Source organism: Cellulosimicrobium sp. G4 BAM 1002 (assembly GCF_057126935.1).
The window spans coordinates 653,150-676,278 of record NZ_CP182109.1 but is presented as its reverse complement, the minus strand read 5'-3'; the positions used below and the strand labels follow the sequence as shown (position 1 = coordinate 676,278).

24 protein-coding genes are annotated in these 23,129 nt (G+C 74.0%); 10 read left to right on the top strand and 14 right to left on the bottom strand.

The features are described 5' to 3' along the window. Positions 1 to 95 precede the first annotated feature (95 nt). On the top strand, positions 96 to 1,106 hold the full coding sequence (locus ACMXGY_RS03095; protein WP_483775422.1) for a serine/threonine protein phosphatase: 1,011 nt from the start codon (positions 96 to 98) through the stop codon (positions 1,104 to 1,106). 50 nt (positions 1,107 to 1,156) lie between these two features. Here ACMXGY_RS03095 and ACMXGY_RS03090 read toward each other — a convergent pair whose 3' ends face one another. From ACMXGY_RS03090 to ACMXGY_RS03065, 6 genes are all read right to left on the bottom strand, one after another. Next, positions 1,157 to 1,891, bottom strand: a complete 735-nt coding sequence (locus ACMXGY_RS03090) for an SDR family NAD(P)-dependent oxidoreductase (RefSeq protein WP_483775421.1) — start codon at positions 1,889 to 1,891, stop codon at positions 1,157 to 1,159. A gap of 35 nt (positions 1,892 to 1,926) precedes the next feature. Continuing rightward, positions 1,927 to 2,910 (bottom strand): NADPH:quinone oxidoreductase family protein, encoded by a 984-nt coding sequence (locus ACMXGY_RS03085; RefSeq protein WP_483775420.1) that lies wholly within the window; start codon positions 2,908 to 2,910, stop codon positions 1,927 to 1,929. After that, complete coding sequence (locus tag ACMXGY_RS03080) at positions 2,907 to 3,533, bottom strand: TetR/AcrR family transcriptional regulator (protein ID WP_483775419.1); 627 nt, start codon at positions 3,531 to 3,533, stop codon at positions 2,907 to 2,909. The genes ACMXGY_RS03085 and ACMXGY_RS03080 overlap by 4 nt, the downstream gene beginning before the upstream one ends. A gap of 10 nt (positions 3,534 to 3,543) precedes the next feature. Then, the gene (locus ACMXGY_RS03075; protein ID WP_483775418.1) at positions 3,544 to 4,290 is read right to left on the bottom strand and encodes an SDR family oxidoreductase; all 747 of its coding nucleotides are present in this window, start codon (positions 4,288 to 4,290) and stop codon (positions 3,544 to 3,546) included. 110 nt (positions 4,291 to 4,400) lie between these two features. Further along, a complete protein-coding gene (locus ACMXGY_RS03070; protein WP_483775417.1) occupies positions 4,401 to 4,967 on the bottom strand; it encodes a hypothetical protein in 567 nt (188 codons plus the stop codon). 192 nt (positions 4,968 to 5,159) lie between these two features. Next, entirely contained in the window at positions 5,160 to 6,056 is an 897-nt protein-coding gene (locus ACMXGY_RS03065) for a LysR family transcriptional regulator (RefSeq protein WP_483775416.1), read from the bottom strand. A 73-nt stretch (positions 6,057 to 6,129) separates the two neighbouring features. Between ACMXGY_RS03065 and ACMXGY_RS03060 the strand changes: the two genes are divergently transcribed. Next, complete coding sequence (locus tag ACMXGY_RS03060; protein WP_483775415.1) at positions 6,130 to 7,170, top strand: EamA family transporter; 1,041 nt, start codon at positions 6,130 to 6,132, stop codon at positions 7,168 to 7,170. Between the two features lie 62 nt (positions 7,171 to 7,232). Further along, entirely contained in the window at positions 7,233 to 8,720 is a 1,488-nt protein-coding gene (locus tag ACMXGY_RS03055; protein WP_483775414.1) for an APC family permease, read from the top strand. 51 nt (positions 8,721 to 8,771) lie between these two features. On the opposite strand, the gene ACMXGY_RS03050 is transcribed toward ACMXGY_RS03055, so the two are convergent. The 3 genes from ACMXGY_RS03050 to ACMXGY_RS03040 all read right to left on the bottom strand — a co-directional run bounded on the left by ACMXGY_RS03050 (position 8,772) and on the right by ACMXGY_RS03040 (position 11,550). Then, positions 8,772 to 9,560, bottom strand: a complete 789-nt coding sequence (locus ACMXGY_RS03050) for an ABC transporter permease (RefSeq protein WP_483775413.1) — start codon at positions 9,558 to 9,560, stop codon at positions 8,772 to 8,774. Beyond that, positions 9,557 to 10,657 carry an ABC transporter ATP-binding protein gene (locus ACMXGY_RS03045; protein ID WP_483775412.1) on the bottom strand — a complete coding sequence of 367 codons (1,101 nt, stop codon included), beginning with the start codon at positions 10,655 to 10,657 and terminating at the stop codon, positions 9,557 to 9,559. The genes ACMXGY_RS03050 and ACMXGY_RS03045 overlap by 4 nt, the downstream gene beginning before the upstream one ends. Before the next feature lie 227 nt (positions 10,658 to 10,884). Beyond that, complete coding sequence (locus ACMXGY_RS03040) at positions 10,885 to 11,550, bottom strand: PadR family transcriptional regulator (protein WP_483775411.1); 666 nt, start codon at positions 11,548 to 11,550, stop codon at positions 10,885 to 10,887. Positions 11,551 to 11,677: 127 nt separating this feature from the next. Here ACMXGY_RS03040 and ACMXGY_RS03035 point away from each other — a divergent pair, with 127 nt between their 5' ends. Further along, entirely contained in the window at positions 11,678 to 12,070 is a 393-nt protein-coding gene (locus ACMXGY_RS03035; protein ID WP_483775410.1) for a YrdB family protein, read from the top strand. A 49-nt stretch (positions 12,071 to 12,119) separates the two neighbouring features. Here ACMXGY_RS03035 and ACMXGY_RS03030 read toward each other — a convergent pair whose 3' ends face one another. Next, the gene (locus ACMXGY_RS03030) at positions 12,120 to 12,716 is read right to left on the bottom strand and encodes a dihydrofolate reductase family protein (protein ID WP_483775409.1); all 597 of its coding nucleotides are present in this window, start codon (positions 12,714 to 12,716) and stop codon (positions 12,120 to 12,122) included. Positions 12,717 to 12,846: 130 nt separating this feature from the next. On the opposite strand from ACMXGY_RS03030, the gene ACMXGY_RS03025 reads away from it, so the two are divergent. Both ACMXGY_RS03025 and ACMXGY_RS03020 read left to right on the top strand, forming a co-directional pair. Then, the gene (locus ACMXGY_RS03025; protein WP_483775408.1) at positions 12,847 to 13,287 is read left to right on the top strand and encodes an NUDIX hydrolase; all 441 of its coding nucleotides are present in this window, start codon (positions 12,847 to 12,849) and stop codon (positions 13,285 to 13,287) included. Beyond that, complete coding sequence (locus ACMXGY_RS03020) at positions 13,284 to 14,291, top strand: DUF2599 domain-containing protein (protein ID WP_483775407.1); 1,008 nt, start codon at positions 13,284 to 13,286, stop codon at positions 14,289 to 14,291. Before ACMXGY_RS03025 ends, ACMXGY_RS03020 begins: the two co-directional genes overlap by 4 nt. Before the next feature lie 205 nt (positions 14,292 to 14,496). Here ACMXGY_RS03020 and ACMXGY_RS03015 read toward each other — a convergent pair whose 3' ends face one another. Together ACMXGY_RS03015 and ACMXGY_RS03010 are read right to left on the bottom strand one after the other, a co-directional pair. Continuing rightward, positions 14,497 to 16,617, bottom strand: a complete 2,121-nt coding sequence (locus ACMXGY_RS03015; RefSeq protein WP_483775406.1) for an acyl-CoA dehydrogenase family protein — start codon at positions 16,615 to 16,617, stop codon at positions 14,497 to 14,499. After that, on the bottom strand, positions 16,614 to 17,387 hold the full coding sequence (locus ACMXGY_RS03010) for a TetR family transcriptional regulator (RefSeq protein ID WP_483775405.1): 774 nt from the start codon (positions 17,385 to 17,387) through the stop codon (positions 16,614 to 16,616). Before ACMXGY_RS03010 ends, ACMXGY_RS03015 begins: the two co-directional genes overlap by 4 nt. A gap of 269 nt (positions 17,388 to 17,656) precedes the next feature. Between ACMXGY_RS03010 and ACMXGY_RS03005 the strand changes: the two genes are divergently transcribed. Genes ACMXGY_RS03005 through ACMXGY_RS02995 form a run of 3 tightly spaced genes read left to right on the top strand, consistent with a single transcriptional unit; the run spans position 17,657 to position 21,532 of the window. Beyond that, positions 17,657 to 19,033, top strand: a complete 1,377-nt coding sequence (locus ACMXGY_RS03005) for an acetyl-CoA C-acetyltransferase (protein ID WP_483776774.1) — start codon at positions 17,657 to 17,659, stop codon at positions 19,031 to 19,033. 28 nt (positions 19,034 to 19,061) lie between these two features. Beyond that, a complete protein-coding gene (locus ACMXGY_RS03000; RefSeq protein ID WP_483775404.1) occupies positions 19,062 to 20,426 on the top strand; it encodes a 3-oxoacyl-ACP reductase in 1,365 nt (454 codons plus the stop codon). Further along, positions 20,423 to 21,532, top strand: coding sequence for a MaoC family dehydratase (locus ACMXGY_RS02995; RefSeq protein ID WP_483775403.1), 1,110 nt, complete (start codon positions 20,423 to 20,425; stop codon positions 21,530 to 21,532). The genes ACMXGY_RS03000 and ACMXGY_RS02995 overlap by 4 nt, the downstream gene beginning before the upstream one ends. On the opposite strand, the gene ACMXGY_RS02990 is transcribed toward ACMXGY_RS02995, so the two are convergent. Both ACMXGY_RS02990 and ACMXGY_RS02985 read right to left on the bottom strand, forming a co-directional pair. Next, entirely contained in the window at positions 21,516 to 21,959 is a 444-nt protein-coding gene (locus ACMXGY_RS02990; RefSeq protein ID WP_483775402.1) for a hypothetical protein, read from the bottom strand. The two genes, ACMXGY_RS02995 and ACMXGY_RS02990, sit on opposite strands and share 17 nt — an antisense overlap. 177 nt (positions 21,960 to 22,136) lie before the next feature. Next, entirely contained in the window at positions 22,137 to 22,817 is a 681-nt protein-coding gene (locus tag ACMXGY_RS02985) for a GNAT family N-acetyltransferase (protein WP_483775401.1), read from the bottom strand. Between the two features lie 92 nt (positions 22,818 to 22,909). Between ACMXGY_RS02985 and ACMXGY_RS02980 the strand changes: the two genes are divergently transcribed. Then, positions 22,910 to 23,083, top strand: a complete 174-nt coding sequence (locus ACMXGY_RS02980; RefSeq protein WP_483775400.1) for a CsbD family protein — start codon at positions 22,910 to 22,912, stop codon at positions 23,081 to 23,083. Positions 23,084 to 23,129 lie beyond the last annotated feature (46 nt).

Here is a 23,129-nt window from a genome sequence, read left to right as displayed (position 1 = left end):
GATTTGGCAACGATCCTCGGCCTCCTCCCCCTGTGTCGTCAGGTCCGGCCGAGCCGTGCGACACCGCGATCGCCCCGGCACGACAGAATGGCGCGATGCTCAGCACCCGACGTGCCCGCCACGAGCTCGTGTCCGCAGCGCTCGCCGCTCGCGACGACGACGCGCTGACGGCGTTGCTCCAGGCCGCGCCGTCCAGCGGTGTGGGTGCGGGCGGTGGGTCCACGGTGCTCGACGTCGACGGCGTCGCGGTGTTCGCCAAGCGGATACCGATCACCGACCGCGAGCTGGCGCACCCGCACAGCACGGCCAACCTGTTCGGCCTGCCCACCTCGTGCCAGTACGGCATGCACCGCCTCGCCGGCCCGGGTTTCGGCGCGTGGCGCGAGCTCGCGGCGAACCTCGTCGTCACCGAGGGGGTGCTCGCCGGCGAGTCGGGGGCCTTCGCCCTGCTGCACCACTGGCGAGTGCTGCCGGGCCGCCCACCCGTCGCGTCCGAGCACCAGGACATCGAGGCGGTCGTCGCCCAGTTCGGAGGCGACCCCGCGGTCCGGGTCCGCCTCGAGGAGCTGGCCGACGCGAGCTCCAGCCTCGTGCTCTTCCACGAGCACCTCCCCGACCGGCTGCCCGCCTGGCTGGACGACCCGGTCGCCACCGCCGAGACGGTCGAGCGGCAGCTCTTCGAGGCCGTCGCGTTCCTGCGCAGCCGAGACGTTCTGCACATGGACGGCCACTTCGGCAACGTGCGGGCCGACGACGACCAGATCTACCTCGTCGACCTCGGGCTGGCCACGTCGCCGCGGTTCGAGCTGACCGACGCCGAGCGGGAGTTCGTCGCGCGCAACGTCGACCACGACGCCGACTACGCGGCCATGCGGCTCGTGAACTGGCTCGTCACCACGGTGTGCGGGGTGCCGGTGCCGACCAGCGGCGGCCCTGCCGAACGCAATGCGTACGTGCGTCGGTGCGCGCGCGGCGACATCCCGCTGGACCTGCCGACGCTCGTGGCGGACATCCTCGCCCGGCACGCTCCCGCCGCCGCCCGGATGAACGACTTCTGCTGGCGCCTGTACGGCGGCGACCTCCACGCGCAGTATCCGGAGCCGTAGTCGGCGATGGCCACAGCGGGTGCCAGGACAGCGGGCCGAGCTCCCGGCGATCAGGAGTGCGGGATACCCGCGATCATGCCGCCGTCGACGACGAGCTCGGTTCCCGTCACGTAGGCGGACTCGTCGCTCGCGAGGTAGACGACGGCGCCGGCGACGTCCTCGGGGAGCGCCGGGCGCCCGAGCGGGATGTGGGGCGAGTCGGGGTCGAGGCGCTCGGTCATGGCGGTGAGCACGAACCCGGGGTGGACGGAGTTGACGCGGATCCGGTCCGGCCCGAGCTCGACGGCGAGCGACTTGGTGAGCCCACGCACACCGAACTTCGACGCGACGTAGCCGTGCAGGCCGGGGCTGCCGCGCATGCCCTCGACCGAGGACACGTTGACGATGGACCCGCCGCCCGCCGCGCGCAGCGCTGCCAGGACGGCGCGCACGCCGAGGTAGGTGCCGGTGAGGTTGACGGCGATGACCGCGTCCCACTTCTCGCGCCCGTATCGTTCGATCCGGCCGGCGTTCGCGATGCCCGCGTTGTTGACGAGCACGTGCAGCGCGCCGAACGCCTCGGCGGTCGCCTCGACGGCGGCGGTCCAGCTCGCCTCGTCGGTGACGTCGAGCCGCACCCCGAGCGCGCGGGAGCCGAGCTCGTCCGCGAGCGCCCGCGCGTCGTCATCGAGCACGTCGGCGACGACGACGCTCGCGCCCTCCGCGTGCAGGGCGCGCACGTACGCCGCGCCGAGGCCGCGCGCCCCTCCGGTGACGAGCGCGACCTTGCCGTCGAGCCGAGCCATGAACGGTCCTTCCGTCTCAGGGATGGTGCGGGGCCTCAGGAGACCCGGACGACGAGACGCCCGGTCGTCGAGCCGTCGGCGAGGCGCTGCACGGCCTCGGCGGCGTCCTCGAACGGCACGACGTCTCCGACGACCGGGCGGACGACGCCGTCGGCCACGAGCCGGGAGATCGCGTCATGGGCCTGGGCGACGAGGTCCGGGCGGACTCGCGCGTAGAGCCCCCAGTGCAGGCCGAGGACTCCGTAGTTCTTCACGAGCGCGTGCTCGGGGCGCACGGACTGGATGCGGCCGCCCGCGAAGCCGACGACGACGATCCGGCCCTCGAACGCGACGCACCGCACGGACGCGTCGAACGCGTCGCCGCCGACCGGGTCGACGACGACGTCGGCCCCGCGCCCGTCGGTCGCCTCCTTGACGGCGGCGACGAGGTCGTCGCGCGTGCGGTCGAGCACGACGTGCGCGCCGGCGTCGCGCGCGACCTGGGCCTTCGCCTCACCGCCCACGACCCCGACCACCCGGGCCCCGGCGGCGGCCGCGAGCTGCACGGTCGCCGTCCCGACGCCGCCGGCGGCGGCGTGCACGAGCACGGTCTCGCCCTCCCGCAGGCCGGCCCGCCGGTGCAGCGCGAACCACGCGGTCTGGTAGGCGATCGTCAGGGATGCGGCCTCCGCGTCGTCCAGCGTCGGCGGCGCGGGGAACACCTCCTGCTCCGCGAGGACCGCGACCTCGGCGAGGACGCCGATCCGCGAGCCGACGACGCGCTCCCCCACCCGCACACGTTCGACACCCGGCCCGACCGCGACGACGTCCCCGCACAGCTCGATGCCCGGCGTGAACGGCACCTCGGGGCGCACCTGGTACTCGCCGCGCGCGAGCAGCACGTCGGGGAAGTTCACCGCGACGGCCCGCACCCGCACGGCCACCTCGCCCGGCCCGGGCACGGGCTCGGGCACCTCCACGACGCGCAGCACGTCGCGCGGCTCACCGAGGCTCGTCACGTGCCAGGCCCGGACGCTCATCCGGCCGCTCCCGTCGCCGTCGCCGGCAGCACGCTGCGGCCGGCGTTCTGGGCCGCGATCGCGACGAGGAACATGTCCGTGATCTGCTCCGCGACCTGGTCCTTGGTCTCGGGTCCCGTGGGCGAGTACCACGTGGACAGGTAGTGCACGTCGGAGAAGAAGTGGGCGACGAGCACCCCCATGGGGACGTCGGTCCGGTACAGACCCTCGGCCTGGCCGCGCTCGATGATCCCCGCGAAGGTGTCGTGGTACGCCCGACGTCGCTGGGTGACCTCCTGCTGGCGCGGCGCCGAGAGCATGTGGGCGCTGCGGAAGTACACGGTGCCCTCGGCGAGGAAGTCGATCGACGTCTCGATCACGTCGACGCACACGGCGCGCAGCGTCTGGGCGGTCGGTTCACCGCGCGCGATGATCTCCTCGAGGTGCGACGTCTGGAGCGAGAGGATCCGCTCGTAGATCGCGAAGAGCAGGTCGTCCTTGGACTCGAAGTAGTGGTACATCGCGCCCTTGGTGACGCCTGCGGCCTCGACCACCTGGCGCACCGAGGTGTTCGCGAAGCCCTGCGTGGCGAACAGCTCCAGCGCTGCCCGCATGATGTCGTCGACGACGGGTGTCTGCCTCATGCGCTCATCCTCACCCGATCGGGCGGACGCTGCTGCCGCCGTCGATCGTCAGGGTCTGGCCGGTGATCCACGCGGCGTCGTCGGACAGCAGGAACGCGACCGGGCCGGCCACGTCGTCGGGCTCGCCGAGGCGCCCGAGCGGGTACCGGCCGACGACCTCGTCCTCGCGCCCCTCGTAGAGGGCGCGCGCGAGGCGCGTGCGCACGATGGCCGGGGCGACGGCGTTGACGCGCACGCGCGGCGCGAGCTCGACGGCGAGCTGCTGCGTGAGGTTGACGAGCGCGGCCTTCGAGACGCCGTAGAACGCGATGCCCGGGCTGGCCGCGAGGCCGGAGACCGACGCCGTGCTCACCACCGAGCCGCCCTCCCCGAGCCCGGCGGCGACGGCGTCGCGCGTCCACTCGAGCGCGGCGACCACGTTGACCTCGAGGATCTTGCGGATCGCCTCGGGCTCGATCTCGAGCGCGGGGCCGTACACCGGGTTGACGCCCGCGTTGTTGACGAGGTGGTCGATCCGGCCGAAGCGCTCGAGCGTCGCCTCCAGGGTCGCGGTGCGGTGCGCGGGGTCGTCCGCCTTGCCCGCGACGGTGAGCACGCGGTCGGCGCCCAGGTCGTCGGCGAGCTCCGCGAGGGCCTCGGGCTTGCGCGCCGTCACGACGACGCGCGCCCCTTCGGCGACGAGGCGTCCGACGATCGCCCGGCCGATCCCCCGGCTCGCCCCCGTGACGACCGCGACGCGATCCTCGAACCTGCCCACGGGCTCCACCCTTCCGGCCGAGGACGGCCGCGTCGCCGACGAAGCGGTCAGACCGACCGTTCGGTATGTCGCGACGATAGCACTCCCTCTGCACCCCGCCGAAACGAACGTCAGGCGGTGTCCGCGTCCTTGGCCAGGAAGGGCTCGACAGCGGCGAGCGCGGTCGCCACGACCCCCATCGCGAGCCCGACGCGCGTGTGCGGCAGCCGCACGCCGCGGGCCCGGAGCCTCTCGCCGCGCCGGTACAGCCACTTCTCCCCCGCGACGACGAGGGTCACGGCGAGCGCCGTACCCCCGAGCGCTCCCGCCACGAGCACCCCGGGCGGGACGGGCAGCGGCTCGTCGCCGCGCGCGGGCGCATACGCGTTGTCCTCACGGACGCCGCCCGGCGACCCGGCCTCGACGCCGTCGCCCGCCGCCTCGTCGCCGGCGGTGCCCTCCGCCGCCGCGCGGACCGCGTCGCGCACGGACCGCACGCCGTCCCGCGCGTCCTGGCCGTCACGCGTCGACGTCAGCGTGAGCGCCAGGCACGCCGTGCCGACCGTCGCCTTGGCGAGCCCACGCGCCCAGCGCGGCCGGACGACGTCGGGCACGGCGTACCACGCGAGGGTGGACACGCCCGCGATCGCGAGGGCGCGCGGGTCCACAGGGCGCCGGGTCAGCTCGTGCTCGGTCATCGGTTCCTCGGTTCCTCTCCTCGCGGTGCGCTCCCGAGTCCCAACGGCCCGGAGCCCCGTGGAGTTCCTCGGCGACGGCCGCCGCGCGACGCCGAACCCGGGGTTCCACGCGACGCGGGCCGCATCGTGACGCGGAACCTCGGGTTCGGCGGGTGGTCGGCCCGCCAAGCCCGGGTTCGTCGGCCGCGGCGCTCAGTGCCCGACGGCGCGCAGGCGCTCGCGCAGGTACCGCACGGCCGGGGCGTCGGTCATGGTCGCGCGCCACACGACCGTCACGGGGCGGGTCGGGACGGGCTCGCGCACGGGCACGGCGACGACGTCGGTGGGCAGCGGCCCGCGACCGAGCCGCGGGACGAGCGCGACCGCGAGACCCTGGGCGACGACCTCGACCTGCGACGCGAACTCGAGGCACCGGAAGTCGATGCGCGGGACGCGCGGCTGCCGGGCGAACATGTGGCAGAACCACTCGTAGCAGATCGTCCCGTCCGGCGTGCAGACCCAGGTCTCGTCGAGCAGGTCCGCCGGGGTGAGCGCGGCGCGGCCCGCGAGCGGGCTCGAGGCGTGCACCAGCACGTCGGCCTCGTCGCGGAACAGCTCCTCGCCCCGCAGGCTCGGGGGCAGCGCGAGGCCGACGCCCTCCCAGTGGTGGACGAGGGCCAGGTCGAGCGTCCCGGCCGCGACGGCCGCGACCGCGTCCCACGGCTCGGATTCCTGGACGAGAAGGCGCAGGTCGGGGACGTCGTCCCGGACCTGCGCCACGAGCGGAGCGACGACGCCGCGCACCGCCGTCGAGAACGACCCGAGCCGGACGGTCCCGGTGGGCCGCGCACCGGCGTCGTGCAGACGCGCGCGCAGGGACTCGACCTGCTCGCGCAGCGCACGCCCCTCCTCCACGACCCGCCGACCCGCGGCGGTGAGCACCACGCCGCGACCCTCGCGGTCGAGCAGGCGCGTGCCGAGGTCACGTTCGAGCCGCTTCACCTGCTGCGAGACGGCGGACGGCGTGTACCCGAGGTCCCGCGCGGCGGCGTGGACCGTGCCGGTACGGTCGACCGCGAGGAGCGCGTCGACGGCAGCGAGATCGATCATGCAGCCAGGCTACCGAGAACCGTGCACCACTGTGCGCTGGACGTGCACGATGGCGGTCGCGCATCCTCGGAGGATGCCCTTGCGTCCGTCCCTCCTCGCCGTGCTCGTCGCCGTCATCTGGGGCGCCAACTTCGTCGTCATCGACCTCGGGCTCGGCGACGTGCCGCCAACCCTGTTCGTCGCGCTCCGCTTCGCCGCCGTCCTCGTCCCGGCCATCTTCCTCGTGCCGCGCCCGAACGCACGCTGGCGCGACGTCCTGCTCGTCGGGACGTTCATGAGCCTCGGCCAGTTCGGCCTGCTCTACACCGCGCTCGCGCTCGGCATGCCCGCCGGCCTCGCGTCGCTCGTGCTGCAGGCGCAGGTCGGGCTCACCGTCCTGTTCGCGGCGGCCGCGCTGCGCGAGGTCCCGACCCGCACCCAGCTCGTCGGCGTCCTCGTCGGGGCCGTCGGGCTCGTGATCGTCGGCCTCGGCCGCAGCGAGACGACGCCGGCCCTCGCCTTCGTCCTCACGCTCGCCGCGGCGTCGTCCTGGGCGATCGGCAACGTCGTCATGCGCCGATCGGGCAGCCGTCGTGACCAGGGCTCGACCTCGGCGCACCACGGCTCCACCTCGCGGCCCGGGCTGGAAGGCCTGTCGATGACCGTGTGGTCGGCGCTCGTCGTCCCGCTCCCGCTGCTCGGGCTGTCGCTGCTGGTCGACGGGCCGGACGCCGTCGGGCACGCCCTGACGCACCTCACGCTCGCGCCGCTGCTGTCCACCGCGTACACGGCCTGGCTCGCGAGCCTCGTCGGCTACGGGATCTGGAACACCCTGCTCGCGCGCTACCCCGCGTCCGCGGTCGTGCCGTTCACGATGCTGGTCCCCGTCGTCGGCATCGCGGCGGCGTGGCTCGTGCTCGGTGAGGTGCCGAACGCCGCCGAGCTCACGGGCGGCGCGGTCCTGCTGCTCGGCGTCGCGACGACGACGGGGGTCCTGCGCCGGTGGACGGGACGCCGTCGGGCGGCGCGCGTGGGGCCCGACGAACCCGGGGTTCCTCGCCACCCGACACCCGACGTAGCGCGGAACCCCGGGTTCGGTGACCGCCAGGACGCGACACGCGCCCGTTCGCGCTGACAGGAGGCCGCCGGAGGAGTTCCATGGAGGTCCGGGATGTCCGAGACGCGAGGGAGCCTCTCATGACCCAGACCGCGGACGACACGCAGGAACGGCAGCAGCCGGGGCTCAAGCGGGTCATGGGGCCCAAGCTCCTGCTGCTCTTCATCGTCGGGGACATCCTCGGCACGGGCGTCTACGCGCTGACCGGCCAGGTCGCCGGAGAGGTGGGCGGGGCGGCGTGGCTGCCGTTCCTGCTCGCGTTCGTCGTGGCGACGATCACCGCGTTCTCCTACCTCGAGCTCGTCACCAAGTACCCGAGCGCAGCCGGAGCCGCCCTCTACACGCACAAGGCGTTCGGCATCCACATCGTCACGTTCGTCGTCGCGTTCATGGTCATGAGCTCGGGCATCACGTCGGCGTCGACGGCCTCCAACGCGTTCGCGGGGTTCGTCTCGGACGGGTTCGGCCTCGAGCTGCCGACGGGCGGGGACGGTCGCCTGCTCATCGCGCTCGGCTTCATGGCGCTCGTCGCGCTCGTCAACCTGCGCGGGGTCGGCGAGAGCGTCAAGGCGAACGTCGTGCTGTCGCTCGTCGAGCTGTCCGGCCTTCTCCTCGTGATCTTCGTCGGGCTGTGGGCGACGACGCAGGGCCGCGCCGACTTCTCGCGCGTCGTCGTGTTCGAGAGCCCGGACGACAAGAGCGTGTTCCTCGCCGTCACCGCCGCGACGACGCTCGCGTTCTTCGCGATGGTCGGGTTCGAGGACTCCGTGAACATGGCCGAGGAGTGCAAGAACCCGGTGCGCGACTTCCCCCGCATGATGCTCACGGGCCTGTCGATCACGGGCGTGATCTACGTGCTCGTCGCGATCACGGCGGTCGCGCTGGTGCCGGTGGGGAACCTGGTCGACGAGTCGAAGGGCTCCGCGCTCACGCAGGTCGTCGCGGCCGGCGCCCCGAACCTGCCGTTCGACACGATCTTCCCGTTCATCGGCATGTTCGCCGTCGCGAACTCGGCGCTCATCAACATGCTCATGGCGTCGCGCCTGCTCTACGGCATGGCGAACCAGGGCGTGCTGCCGCGCGCGTTCGGGCAGGTGCACCCGTTCCGCCGCACGCCGTGGGTGTCGATCCTCGTGACGACCGCGATCGCGTTCGGGCTGATCACCTACGTCGTGCGCCAGTCCGGGACGGAGGGCGGCGCGAACGCGATCGCCCTGCTCGGCGGGACGACGTCGCTGCTCCTGCTCGTCGTGTTCACGATCGTCAACATCGCGCTCCTGGTGCTGCGCCGCGACCACGTGGACCACGCGCACTTCCGGACACGGACCTGGCTGGCCGTCCTCGGCGCGCTGACGTGCGCGTACCTCGCCGGGCCGTGGGCACGCAGCGCCGACCAGCAGGAGCAGTACCTGATCGCGGGGGCGCTCGTCGCGCTGGGCGTCGTGCTGTCCTTCGTCACGTGGCTGTACAACCGCGCGGTGCGGCACCGCCAGATCGCGTTCACCGACGTCGCGAGCCTCGAGGACGAGGTCGACGAGACCCCCGACGACGACGCCCGACGGGGATGAGCGCGGGCGCCCGCCCGGATCGCGAGACCCGGGCGGACGCCGTGCCCGGGGTCAGGCCGACCGCTGCCGCGTACGGAACGCCTGCGTCGCGAGCCAGCCCATGACGACGGCGGCCAGGGCGAGCAGCCCGAGCCGTCCCCACACCACGCCCCAGTCGGGCGAGGCCGCGAGCGCCTCGCGCCCCGCGACGACGGCCCAGTCGAAGGGGTTGTACCGCGCGACGTCCGCCACCCAGCCCGCCGACAGGCGCGTGTCCATGACCGCCGACGACAGGAACATGAGCGGCAGCGTGATGAGCTGGGAGATGCCGATGAGCGCCTCCTGCTGGCCGGTGAGCAGGGCCATCGCGTTGCTCAGCGCCGAGAACAGCGCGGTGAGCAGCACGACGGCGAGCAGGAGCGCGAGCACGCCGAGCGTGGTCTCGCCCGGGGTGCTGCCGAACCGCGCGCCGCACAGCCACGCGACCGCGAGGACGACGAGCGCCTGCCCGACGGCGATGACGGCCTGGTAGGTCATCGTCGACGCCATGAGGGCGCCGCGCGACGTCGGCGAGGTGAGGAAGCGGTCCATGACACCCCGGTCCATGTCCTGCACGTACGACGTGCCCGCCCAGGCTGCCCCGAACATCGCCGTCATCATGACGACGCCCGGCGTGATGAACTCGAGGTACGTCCCGCCCGTGGAGAACCCGGGAATCTCGACGACGGACTGGAACAGCTGCCCGAACAGCAGCAGCCAGATCATCGGCTGCACGAGGTTCATGACCATGAACACGGGGATGCGCGCGCCCTGGCGCAGCGCCCGGGCGGTGAGCAGCCCGGTGTGCACGACGGCGGTCATGCGGCCACCTCCTCGGTCGTCGCACCGGCATGGTCGCCGGGGCCCGCCGAGCCCTGCGCCGCGGCGAAGGTCCGCCCCGTGTGCCGCAGGTACACGTCGTCGAGGCTCGGGCGTGCGAGCGTCGCCGAGGCGACGGCGAGGCCCGCGGCGTCGAGCGCCGCGAGGACGGCGGGCAGCGCGACCGCTCCGGAGTCGGCGCGGGCCCGCAGGGTCCGGCCCTGGACGTGAAGGTCACGGACTCCCTCGCACGCGCGCACCGCGTCGGCGACACGAGCCGCGAGGGTCGTTCCGGCGTCGGGCACCGCGGAACCCGGGATGCCGGAACCCGGCGCGGGGACGTCGGGCGCCAGCTCGACGACGATGCCGTCCCCGCGCTGCTCGTCCTTCAGCGCCTCGGGGGTCCCCGCGACGACGACGCGGCCGTGGTCGACGATCGCGAGGTTCGCCGCGAGGCGGTCCGCCTCCTCGAGGTAGTGCGTGGTGAGGAGGATCGTCATGCTCTCGACCGCGGTCATGCGCTCGATCTCCGCCCACATCTCGGCGCGCGCCTCGGGGTCGAGGCCCGTCGTGGGCTCGTCGAGGAACAGCACGCTCGGGCGGTGCACGATCCCCATGGCGACGTCGAGCTTGCGGGCCATTCCGCCGCTGTAGGTGCGCACGAGCCGGTCGGCGGCTCCGGAGAGCGAGAACCGGTCGAGCAGTTCGGTGGCTCGCGCCCGGGCGTCGCGCGCGCCCAGGCCCTGGAGCTGGCCCGCGAGGACGAGGTTCTCGCGACCGGTGTCCATCGGGTCGGTCACGGGCTTCTGCGCGACGTACCCGATCGTGCGACGCACGCGCTCGGGGTCGCGCGCGACGTCGACGCCCGCGACACGCGCGGACCCGGAGTCGGCGCGGCTGAGGGTCGTGAGGATCTTGGCGGTCGTCGACTTGCCCGCGCCGTTGGGCCCGAGGAGGGCGAAGACGGTGCCCGCGGGGACGGCGAACGACAGTCCGTCGAGCGCGTGCACGGGCGGGCGGCCGCGACCGCCCGGGTAGGCCTTGCGCAGGTCGGCGGCGTCGATCGCCACCTCCCGCGTGGCTGCGGGGAGGGGTGTCATGGTGGCTCCTTCGATAGGGAGCCGTCCGGTCGGGCAGGCGCACGCACGCAGAGCGCGCGAGCGCCTGGAGCGACCCCACGCCGTAGCATGGGAGCGCCCTGGGTGACTGTTGACGCAGGTGTCCCCGACACGGGACGACTCGGGCTCGGTGGCTCGGATGTTGGCGCATCCGGGCCACCACTTTCAGGGGTCCACGGTCCGTCGCCCGGGTCGGGCGCGACCGGGTCTCAGGGGGTGAGGTCTGCCGGCAGGTGGCGGCGCACGACCTCCTCGATCTCCTCGGGCGTGGCTCCGGCCTCGCGCAGGCGCGACATCTCGTCCCACGCGGCCTGGCCGCCGACGGTGCCCGCCTCGAGCCGGGCGGCGAACCGGTCGACCCACGCGCGCTCCGCGCGGATCATCGCGAGCCGGTAGTCGGACTCGACGAGGAACAGCTCGGGCAGGCCGGCCTCGCTCACGGCGGCGTTCCCGGCCACGCGGCGGGCGATCTCCGCGTCGAGCGACGCGAGCCGCGCCCGCAGGAGCGCCGCGACCTCCCGCGGGGAGAGCATCGCGATGAGCGACAGCCCGGCCTCGACGTCCGGGTACTCCTTGGACGGCACGGCCAGCAGCTCGCGCAGCCACGCCGCCGCCTCGACCTTGCCCGACTCGGTGATCTCGTAGACGACGCGCTCAGGCCGGTTGCCCTCGCGCTCGGAGTGCGAGGGCGTGATGAAGCCGTGCTTCTCGAGCGACTTGATGACCGAGTACAGCGAGCCGAAGTTGAGCCGGATGCTGTCGTCCTTGCCGCGCTCGCGCAGGGTCGTCGTGATCTCGTACGGGTACATCGGTCGCTCGGCGAGGCACGCGAGGACCGCGAGCGCGAGCGGGTTGGACACAGGACGACGGGACATGGCTCACCTCCGAATACTTGACTCAGAGTATTCGAGCGTGAGTGTCCGCGCAAGAGTGCAGGTGGGTCGATGACCGCACACGGTGCGCGGGCGCGGCTGTGGTGAGTGATCCCCTATCGTTCGCGACATGGCTCGACGAACAGGTGATGCAGAGACGGGACGCCCGGGCGTCGAGCGCGTCGGCCCCGCCGACGTGCTCGCGTTCCTGTGCGAGCTCACGCTCCTCGCGCTGCTCGCCGTCGTGGGCTGGCGGGTGGGCGCGTCCACGGGGTCAGGTGTCGGCAGCGTGGCGCTCTCCGTCGTGCTCGCCGTGGTCCTGCCCGGCCTCGTGATCGCAGTGTGGGGCCGCTGGCTCGCCCGCACGGCGGAGCGCCGGCTCCCCCAGCCCTGGCGCCTCGACGTCCAGATCGCGCTCTTCGTCGCGGCCGGGCTGGCGATCGCGGGCGTCGGCCTCGTCTGGTGGGGCGTCGGCCTCGCCGTGGTCGGCACGACGGCGTTCGCCCTCACCCGGGACCGCTGACCGCGCCGCCCCGGGTCGCAGCCCCCGGCCTCGGCCCCGGTCGTCCGGCTCAGCGCTCGAGGTCGTACGTGAGGCGCAGCGCCCCCGTCTCGGTCGGGTCGGAGCCCGTCAGGCGCCAGCTCGACGGCGCCAGGCCGCCGTCGAACAGCAGGTCGCCGCCGCCGGAGATCTCCGGGCACAGCAGCAGGCTCAGGCGGTCGAGCTGCCCGGCCGCGACGAGCCGGCGCAGGACCGACGCGCTCGACATGACCCACACGTCCCCGCCGGGCTGCTCGCGGAGCCGCGCGACGACGTCCGCCGGGTCCTCGGCCGTGACGCGCGTGCCCGACCAGTCCGCCGTCGTGAGCGTCCGGGAGACGACGACCTTCTCGGCGTCGTTCAACCAGCGGGAGAACTCGCGGCTGCGCGGGTCGGCGTCCTCGTCGTCCGCGACCGCGGGCCAGTAGCTGCCGAACCCCTCGTAGTTCTTGCGGCCGAGCACGACGGTCGTGCTGGTGCGCATGAGGTCGAGGAGGAGCCCGAACGCGGCGTCGCTCACCGCGTGCTTGCCCACCCAGCCCATGTCGTGGTCACCGCCGGGTCCGTTGATGCGCCCGTCCAACGACACGGAGATGTTGCCGACGACGGTGCGAGCGTTCTCGACCATGCAGTGCTCCTCGGGGAGAGTTCCGGGTTCCGGGTTCCGGGTTCCGGTTCGTGTTCTAGACGTCCGGCGCGATCCGGACTCATCGGTCGTCCGGCTCCGGTCCCGCGCACCGTCCGGGCAGGATGGGTCCATGCAGATCCGAGTCGCCGCCTACGCCGTGGTCGTCCGCGAGGACGGCAGGATGCTCCTGCCGCACTGGAGCGAAGGGGGTCGCGACGGCTGGACCCTGCCGGGCGGTGGGATCGACCCGGGCGAGCACCCCGAGGACGCGGCCGTGCGCGAGGTGCGGGAGGAGACCGGCTACGACGTCGAGCTCGACGGCCTGCTCGGCGTCGACAGCATCGTCGTGGACGCCGCCGACCGGCTCCGCGCCGAGGACCGCGACCGGTCGCTGCACGGCATCCGCATCGTCTACCGGGCCCACGTGGTGGGCGGCGAGCTCACGGTCGAGCAGGACGAGTCGACCGACGGCGTCGCGTGGTTCACCCCCGACGAGGTCGACGCGCTCGACCGCGTGGACCTCGTCGACCTCGGCCGGCGCTGGGCCGGGCTGCTCCCCGTCGGCCGGTGAGCACCCGCCGCCGCGCGGGCACGCGACACCGGGGCTCGCGACCCGCTCGGGCCCTGCAGGTCGCGCTCGCCGCCGCGCTCACGGCGGCAGTGCTCGCTGGCTGCTCGGGCGGCACCCCGGACGACGCCCCGACCGGTGCCACCACCTCCGCGGACCCCTCCGTACCGTCCGAGGAGGCCACGCCGAGCCCGACCGTGCCGGCCCCGGCCGCGCCGTCCGTCGTGACCGTCGCGGCGACGTCGGGGCCGGTGACGCTCGAGGTCACGGTGCCTGAGTCCGCCGCCGGGACCGGGCCCGTCGTCGTCACCGCGGGCGACGAGGGCGCGGTCGACGTGACGCTCGTCCTCGGCGACCTGCCCGCCACGGTCGCCGTCACGAGCGGGTCGCTCGAACGCCGTGCCGACGGGACGCTCTCCGTCCTGGACGACGACGGAACTCCCGTCGGCGGGCTCACCGCGCCGCGCGTCGTCGGTCGCCACGGCGAGCCGCAGGGCGCCGGCACCGGCGGGAGCGAGCCCCTGCTCGGCACCGACGCCACGGCCACGACCCCGACCGTGCGGGTCGAGATCGTCGACCCGCGCCGCGCGGAGGTCACGCTCGTGCCCGCAGCGGGGGCGACGTCGGGCACGGGAACGACGCCCGGCGACACGGCGGGCTCGACCGGGGGCACGACCGACCCGACCGTCGGCAGCACGGCACCATGGGACGTCGTCGCGTCGCTCGGCACGCACGCGGTGCGCAGCACCGACTGGGGCGAGCGTGAGGGCGGTCGCTCGCTCGCGGTCGACCCGACCGCGTGGGCGCGAGCCGCCGGCCAGGCCGGCCAGGAGCTCGTGTGGGCGCAGGTCGTCGCCGCCGAGCCGGAGGCGGACACCCCGACGATGCACGACCAGCTCGTGTGCCACGCCGTGGGCGCTCCCGACAAGGAGACGTGGAACCTCGAGCCGTGGCGCCCGGACGTCGGGCTGCTCGCGACCATGACGGCGCGCTGCAACCCGACCTGACCGGCGCGGCCGCCGAGCACGACGTCGCTCGCCGTCGAGCATGACCTTGCTGTCGTTCTGAGCCTCAGAACGACAGCAACCTCGTGCTCGGCGGGTCCGGGGACGGCAACGGCCCGGGCGGCACGACGGCTGGTGGACGTCGTGCCGCCCGGGCCTGACCTCGACGGCGGTACCGCTCCGCCTGCAGCGTCGAGGACGTCCGGGGTCAGCGGGCCTGGGGCCTGCCCTTCGAGGCCTTGCGCAGCGACTTCTCGCTCTGCGGCTCGTCGCCGCTCGCGCGCAGGCGCCGGTAGTGGTCGCGCGCCTCGTCCTGACGGACCTTCTCGGCGCCCGAGGCGATCTTGGCACGCAGGTGCTCGGGGCCGTAGCCCCACGCGTCGACGAGGTCCTGCGCGTGCGGGCGCAGGCGGTCGATCAGACGGTCGAGGTAGCTCGTCACGGTGCGCGCGCGCTGCGTCGACAGGCGCCCGTTGAGCAGGTACCACGCGAGGTGGCGCTCGACGAGGCTCAGCCCGTACAGGTCGCGGACGGTGGTGAGCACCTCGCGCGTCCCTGCGTCCTCGATCATGGGCAGCGCCTGGGTGAAGGCCTCCCAGCGCAGGAGCTCGGCGTGCGCGCGGGCGGCCTCGACGAGCTCGAACTGGTGCGCGTTGAAGAGGTTGGTCGCCGTCTCCGCGTCCGCCTTCTGCGCCGGGCGCAGCGCCTGCGCGACCTCCGCGACCATCGTCTCGACGCGGTCCGAGAGCAGCGCGCGCTGCGTCTCGGGGTCGCGCAGGTGACCGGCGGCGCGGCGCGGGTCGCCGACGTCGGCGAGCGCCTGGGCCGCGCGCTTGAGCGGGGTGCGGTGCAGCGCCATGTCACCCGCGCGCTCGACGACGACGCGCGCCATCTGCCCGGGGGTGATGCCCTTGAACTGCTTGCCGTAGTCGGCGAGCAGGCGCTTGGCGACGAGCTGCAGCAGCACCGTGTTGTCGCCCTCGAACGTCGCGTAGACGTCGAGGTCGGCGTGCAGGCTCGTGATGCGGTTCTCGGTGAGGAAGCCCGCGCCGCCGCACGCCTCGCGCGTCTCCTGGAGCGTGTCGAGCGCGAACCGCGTGCTCGTCGCCTTGAGCGCGGCCGCCGTCGTCTCGAGGTCCTCGCGCTGCTCCGGGGTGTCCTCCTCGCCGGAGAACACCGAGTGGAACAGGTCGAGGAGCCGGTCGTGCGCGAAGTGGGCGGCGTACGTCTCCGCGATCGGGACGATCAGACGGCGCTTGTGCGTGCCGTAGTCGAGGAGCACGACCTCCTCGGTCGCGCTCGCACCCGTGAACTGCCGGCGCTCGTTCGCGTAGCGCACGGCGATCGCGAGGCCCAGCTTCGACGCGGTGACCGCGGCGCCGTCGAGCGACACGCGGCCCTGGACGAGCGAGCCCAGCATCGTGAAGAACCGGCGCCCGGGGCTGTCGATCGGGCTCGAGTAGGTGCCGTCGGCCTCGACGGCGCCGTAGCGCGCGAGCAGGTCGGTGCGCGGGACGCGGACGTGGTCGAAGTACAGGCGCCCGTTGTCGACGCCGTTGAGGCCACCCTTCTGGCCGTCGTCCTCCCCGCCGATCCCGGGCAGGAACGGCAGTGCGCCCTGCTCGTCGCGCTCGCCCTGCGGGTCGCGGATCGGCACGTAGAACGCGTGCACGCCGTGGTTGACGTTCTTCGTGATCAGCTGCGCGAACACGACGGCGGCCGTCGCGTGCACGGCGGCGTTGCCGAGGTAGTCCTTCCACGCCGCGCGGAACGGCGTGTGGATCACGAACTCGTCGGTCTCCGGGTCGAAGGTCGCGGTCGTGCCGATGCTCGCGACGTCGGACCCGTGGCCGGTCTCCGTCATCGCGAACGCGCCGGGGACGCTGAGGTCCATCGCCCCGGGGAGGAACCGGTCCTGCTGCTCGGGCGTGCCCAGGTGGAGGATCGCGGAGGCGAACAGGCCCCACTGGACACCGGCCTTGATCTGCAGCGACGGGTCGGCCGCGACGAGCTCCTCGAACCCGGCGAGGTTGCCGCCCGGGTCGTCCGCACCGCCGAGGTGCTCGGGGAACGCGCGCCACACCTGGCCCTTGCCGACGAGCAGCCGCATCTGGCCGAGCACGTGCTCGCGGTGCTCCTCCTTGCTCTGGCCCTCGACGCGCCAGAACGCCTCCTCGCAGGCCGTCGCGCGGGCGGAGGCGCGCAGGTCGGCCCACCGGCCGAGCAGGGCCTTCTCGAGGTGCGCGACGTCGACGCGAGCCTCGTCGCGCGAGGTCGCCGCGTCTTCGTGCGCGCTGCGGACGACGGGACGGTCGGACGTGGCGGTCATGGTGTCTCCTTGAGTGCTGGGGCGGTCGCCTGCCGGGCCGCGGTCGTGGGGTTGTGGGACAGCACGCCGACCGGCCCGGCCCAGAGCCAGGCGGCGACGCGCTCGGTGAGCTGATCGCGGTCGGGCACGTCCGCGCTGTCGCGGTGGGCGAGCCACCACTCGCCGGCGCCCCGGACGAACCCGACGGCGCCGGCCGCCCAGGCTGCGGCGTCGGTGGGCGGGACGTCGGTCGCCCGGGCGAACGGCTCGGCGACGAGCTCGATCACGGAGTCGAGGAACGCGGCGAGCGGCGCCTGCGTGCCGCCGCCCGTCCCCTGGCCGGTCGCCGCGGCCTGGGCGGCGGACTCCTCGGTGCCCGCGACGGCGCTCGTGCGCGTGACGAAGTAGTAGACGTTGGGCGAGCTCTCGATCATCTCGAGGTAGACGCCCACCATGGCGCGCAGCGCGCGCCTCGGGGTCTCCGCGGCCTCCGCCGCCTGGGTCAGGGCGTCGTGCATCTGCCCGACGACGGCCGCCCCGAGGGCGACCTGCAGGCCCGTCTTGTCGTCGAAGTAGCGGTAGATGATCGACTTCGAGGTCCCGGACGCGGCCGCGATCTCGTCCATGGAGACACCGGGACCACCCCGGTGCACGGCCTTGCTCGCCGCCCGGATGAGCTCGGCCCGTCGTGCCGCGCGGTGCTCGTCCCAGCGCGTCGACCGTCCGTCGACGGACGGCACCCGCCCTCGGGTGGCCGGCCGCGCGTCGGCGCCGCTCAGGCTTGCGTTCACGTTGTCCTCCGTTGCGCCCGACCTCGATGTCGTCCGAGGCTCAGCCTCGGGGCAGGGTCCGACCCTGTGACCCGACTCACGAAACTGAGAGTATCAGGTACTCTTGGTATTGGACACCCCGACCGGCACGTACCCCGCGGACCCCGCGCGGGACTCCCCGCGAGCCGGACCGACGCAGCGCAGCGAGTGCGGACAGGAAGTGAGGCACAGTGGCCGTCAGCAAGAGCCCCCGCCCGAACACCGAGCAGACCTCTGACCAGAGCGCGGAGCTGACCCCTCAGGGCGCGTCGCCCCGCGACGCCTGGGTGATCGGGGGCAACCGCATCCCCTTCTCCCGCGCGGGCAAGAAGTACGCCCGGTCGAGCAACCAGGAGATGTTCACCGCCGCGCTCGAGGGCCTCGTCGCGCGGTACGGGCTCCAGGGCGAACGCCTCGGCGAGGTCGTGGGCGGTGCCGTGCTCAAGCACTCGCGCGACTTCAACCTCGTGCGGGAGTCGGTCCTCGGCTCGTCGCTCTCGCCGCAGACCCCCGCGTACGACCTCCAGCAGGCGTGCGCGACCGGCCTCGAGGCGACGATCGCCGTCGCGAACAAGATCCGCCTCGGCCAGGTCGAGTCGGGTGTCGCCGGCGGCTCCGACACCGTCTCGGACGCGCCGATCGCGGTCAGCGAGGGCCTGCGCCGCGCGCTGCTCGACGCGAGCCACGCCAAGACGCTCGGCCAGCGCGTCAAGGCGTTCGCCAAGGTCCGGCCGTCGGACCTCGCCCCCCTCACGCCGGCGACCGACGAGCCGCGCACCGGGCTGTCCATGGGCGAGCACCAGGCGATCACGACGGCGCGCTGGGGCATCACCCGCGAGGCGCAGGACGAGCTCGCGCTCGCGAGCCACCAGCACCTCGCCGCGGCGTGGGACGCCGGCTTCTTCGACGACCTGGTCACCCCGTTCCGCGGCCTCGTGCGCGACGACAACCTGCGCACCGACTCCTCGATGGAGAAGCTCGCCGCGCTCAAGCCGGTGTACGGCAAGCGGCTCGCCGGCGCGTCCGACGGCGCCCCGGGCGCGGAGCCCACGATGACCGCGGGCAACTCGACGCCGCTGACCGACGGCGCGTCGACGGTCCTGCTCGGCTCGCGCGAGTGGGCGCAGGCGCGCGACCTGCCGCTGCTCGCGCGCGTCGTCGACGCGGAGACCGCCGCCGTCGACTTCGTGCACGGGCACGAGGGACTGCTCATGGCGCCCGCCCACGCCGTGCCGCGCCTGCTCGCACGCAACGGCCTCGCGCTCGGCGACTTCGACCTCTACGAGATCCACGAGGCGTTCGCCTCCACCGTGCTCACCACGCTCAAGGCCTGGGAGGACGACGAGTACTGCCGCACCGAGCTCGGGCTCGACGGAGCGCTCGGGTCGATCGACCGCTCGCGCCTCAACGTCAACGGCTCGTCCCTCGCCGCGGGCCACCCGTTCGCCGCGACCGGGGGGCGCATCGTCGCGACGGCAGCGAAGCTCCTCGCGGCGAAGACCGCCGAGACCGGCCGACCGGCGCGCGCCCTGATCTCCGTGTGCGCCGCCGGGGGCCTCGGCGTCGCGGCGATCCTCGAGTCCGTCCCCGCCGAGGTGCCCGTGCGCACGACCGTCCCCGCCGTCTGACCGGCCCACGCCACCGAGAGGAACGAACGTGACCGACTCGTACGTCCAGGCCGTCAACTCCGGCTTCACCAAGACGCTCGCCAAGAAGCTCGGCCTCCCCCGGCCCGCTGTCCTGCGCCGGTACCGCGCGGGCGACCCCCTGACCGTGGGCCCCGTCCTCGTCCTCGGCGGGACGCCGGGCGTCCGCGACGACGCCGACCGCGTCGCCGACGCTCTGCTCGCCTGGGACCTCGACGTCCGCCAGACCGCCGACGACACGACCCGCTGGGGCGCGATCGTCGTCGTGCTCAGCGGTGTCGAGCGCCCCGAGGACGCCTCTGTCCCCGTCCTGGCCCTGTCCGCGAACCTGCGCCGCCTCGCGCCCAACGGCCGCGTCGTGACCGTCTCGCGCGCCCCGGCCGACGGCGACTCCCCCGCCCTCGCCGCCGCGCGCGAGGGTGTCGACGGCTTCCTCCGCTCCGTCGCCAAGGAGCTGCGCTACGGCTCCACCGGCAACGGCGTCCAGGTGATCGACGACGCCCCCGTCGACAGCCCGAGCGTCCTCGCCGCCCTCCGCTTCTTCCTCTCGGCCAGGTCGGCCTTCGTCGACGGCCAGCTCCTCCACGTCGGCACCGGCACGACGACCGGACCCGACCCGCGCACGGAGCGTCCCCTGGAGGGCAAGGTCGCCGTCGTCACCGGTGCGGCACGCGGCATCGGTGCCGAGGTCGCGCGCACGCTCGCGCGGGACGGCGCGAGGGTCGTCGTGGTGGACGTCCCGGCGGCGGGCGAGACGCTCGCGAAGGTCGCGAACGAGATCCGGGGCACGGCGCTGCAGCTCGACGTGACCGCCGACGACGCGGGCGCGCGCATCCTCGAGCACGCCCGCTCGCGCCACGGCGGGCTGGACGTCCTGGTGCACAACGCCGGGATCCTGCGCGACAAGCTCCTCGCGAACATGTCGGCGGACAAGTGGGACGCGGTGGTCGCCGTCAACCTCGCCGCGCAGCTCCGGATCACGGGGTACCTGCTCGGCGCGAACGGCTTCTCGTCCGAGCCGCGCATCGTGTCGCTCGCCTCGACGAGCGGCATCGCAGGCAACCGCGGCCAGACCAACTACGCGTTCTCCAAGGCGGGCGTCATCGGCCACACGCGTGCGTTCGCGCGGCTGCTGGGGGCGCCCGGCGGGCCGGGGGGCACGGCGAACGCCGTCGCGCCCGGGTTCATCGAGACGGACATGACGGCGTCGATCCCGTTCGTCCAGCGCGAGGTGGCGCGCCGGGTCGCGTCGCTGCAGCAGGGTGGTCAGCCGGTGGACGTGGCCGAGGCGATCGCGTTCCTCGCCTCGCCGGCGGCGTCGGGCGTCACCGGCCAGGTGCTGCGCGTGTGCGGGCAGAACCTGGTGGGCCGGTGACCGGCCCGGTGACCGTGGCCGACGGCGGCGCGGCCTTCGAGGCCACCCCTCCCGCGCGCGTCGAGACGCTTCCTGCGGTCCCAGGGCTGGGCGGTCTGTACGTGCGCGGGCTCGCGGCGTCGGGCCGGATCGCGGCGGCCCACCGGCTCCCGGTCCGGGCCGGGCGACACGACCTCACACTGCCCGACGTCGCGTACCGCGTGGCCGGCGTGCCGACCGGGGACGACGCGGCTCCCGGAGCCGTCGGGAGCGCCGCACACCTCGCGCGGTACGCCGAGCTGGTGGGCGAGGCGCCGTCGGAGGTGCTGCCCGCCGGGCATCTGCAAGTACTCGGGTTCCCGCTCGCGACGGCCGTCATGGTGCGCGCCGACTTCCCGCTGCCGCTGCTCGGCATGGTGCACCTCGCGAACTCGGCGTCCGTGCTGCGCCCGGTCCGGCTCGGGGACGTTCTCGAGGTGCGTGCCTGGGCGCAGGGACTGCGCCCGCACCGGCGCGGGGTCCAGGTGGACCTCGTCACGGAGGTCTCGGTCGAGCGCACCGACGACGAGCGGTCCGCGGGCAGCGGGCTGGCGGCGACGACGCTCGCGTACCGCGGCGTGTCGACCTACCTGGCGAAGGGCGTCTCGCTCCCGGACGTGTCAGCACCGCAGGACGCCCGGGCGTCATCGGGGTCTGACACGTTCGTCCCGCCGCTCCCCACCGCACGCTGGACCCTCGGCGCGGGGACCGGTCGCGCGTACGCGGCGGTCTCCGGCGACCGCAACCCCATCCACACCTCGGCGCTCGGCGCCAAGGCGTTCGGGTTCCCGCGCGCCATCGCGCACGGCATGTACACCGCCGCCCGCGCGCTGGCCGAGGCGGGCCCGGGTCGCGGCGACACCTACGACTGGACCGTGTCGTTCGCGAAGCCCGTCCTCCTGCCGAGCACGGTCGACGTCGCGCTGCGCCCGGCCGGGAACGTACCGGCCGAGGTGCGCGACGTCGTCGGGCACGTGCCGACCGCGGTGCCCGACGGCGCGGGCGACCCGACGGCGGGCGTCGTCTACCAGGCCTGGGACGGCAAGGGCCGACTCCACCTGTCGGGCCGCGTCACGCCGCGCGCCTGACGGCTCTCGTGGCCGCCCGGGCCGCCCGGCGTGCCTGCCGGACGGCCCGGGCGTAGTCGCGCACGTCATGCCTCAGCGCGACGCGCACCGACGCGATGTCGAGGGCGGTAGCGCACAGCATCCCGGGCAGGACCGGCACCCAGTACGGGCTCGCACCGGGGATCAGCAGCAGCGTCCACACGAGGGCACAGAGGCTCATGGCACCGCTCACGGCGCTGACACCGACGAGCACCCATCTGGCGCTCCAGGCGCTCGTCACCATCCCGCCCAGCACGATCTGCACGAATCCCCACGCGCCGACGCCCATGACGAGCCAGATCACGCCGTCGGGCGGCGGATCCCCGGCGGAGTCGAAGACCATGGTCACGAGGAGCATGGCGAAGGCGACGCCGGCGCACGCGCTCGCGGCGAGGCCGAAGTACACCACGACGGTCCCGGCGCGATGGACCGACCCCGGAGCGGGCGGCAGGTCGACGCGGACCCGCTCGGCACGCGGTCGCGGTCGCTCCCTCTTCTACCAGTCCCAGACGGGCTCGGGCGGTGTGTCGTGCATGGCGTGCGGCCCCCTTCGACGGCGGCCCCGGTTCTCGGGGCTCGTCGCACGCTACGGGCGCACGGGCCTCTCCGATCCGTTGTCCACAGGCCCCGTCTGCGCGGGACCCACGAGGGCGTCGAGGCGGGCCAGCAGACCGTCGCGGACCGTCGGCCACTCGTCGAGGAGGATCGAGAAGTACGCGGTGTCCTGGCGGGACCCGTCGGGCGCGACGCGGTGGCTGCGGAGCACGCCCTCCGGCACGGCGCCCAGCCGTCGGATCGCCGCGATCGAGCGGCTGTTGCGTGCGTCGGCCCGCAGCGCGACCCGCGAGACGCCGAGGCTCTCGAACGCGTGCCGCAGGAGCAGGTACTTGCAGGCCGGGTTCGTCGTCCCGCCCCACCACTCGCGCGCGTAGAACGTCGAGCCGAGCTCGACTCGGCCCTGGGAGGGCACCCACTCGTAGAGGGAGGTCGTGCCACGGACGCGGCCTACGGCCTCGTCGGGCACCTCGCCGGTCCTGGTGCCCGAACCCGCGCTCGGGCCGGAGCCGAGGACCGCGAACGCGAGGCGGCCCGGCGCGGCGACGGCGTCGCGGACGTACGCCGTCATCGCCTCGGTGCCGCGCGGCGTCGGGCTGGACATGCCCGCCCAGATCCCGTCGTCGACGATCGCGCCGAGCTGCGGGGCGTGGTGCTCGGCGAGCGGTTCGAGCCGGACGCCGAAGCCTTCGAGGAGGATCTCGTGCTGCACCGGGCCATCCCACCACACTGCACGGCACGCTCCCAGGTGCGAGTCGCGCGCACCGTGCCTACGTTCGAGGAACCGGACGAGAGGAGGACCCCATGGGTCTCGGAGACAAGATCGAGCACGCTGCCGAAGAGGCGAAGGGCAAGATCAAGGAAGGCGCCGGCAAGGCGAAGGACGACGAGCGCCTGGAAGCCGAGGGCAAGGGCGAGCAGGCGAAGGCCAACGTCAAGCAGGCGGGCGACGACGTCAAGGACGCGTTCGACAAGTAGTCCGGCCGCTACCGGCTCGCGAGGGCTCCGCTCCGGCGGGGCCCTC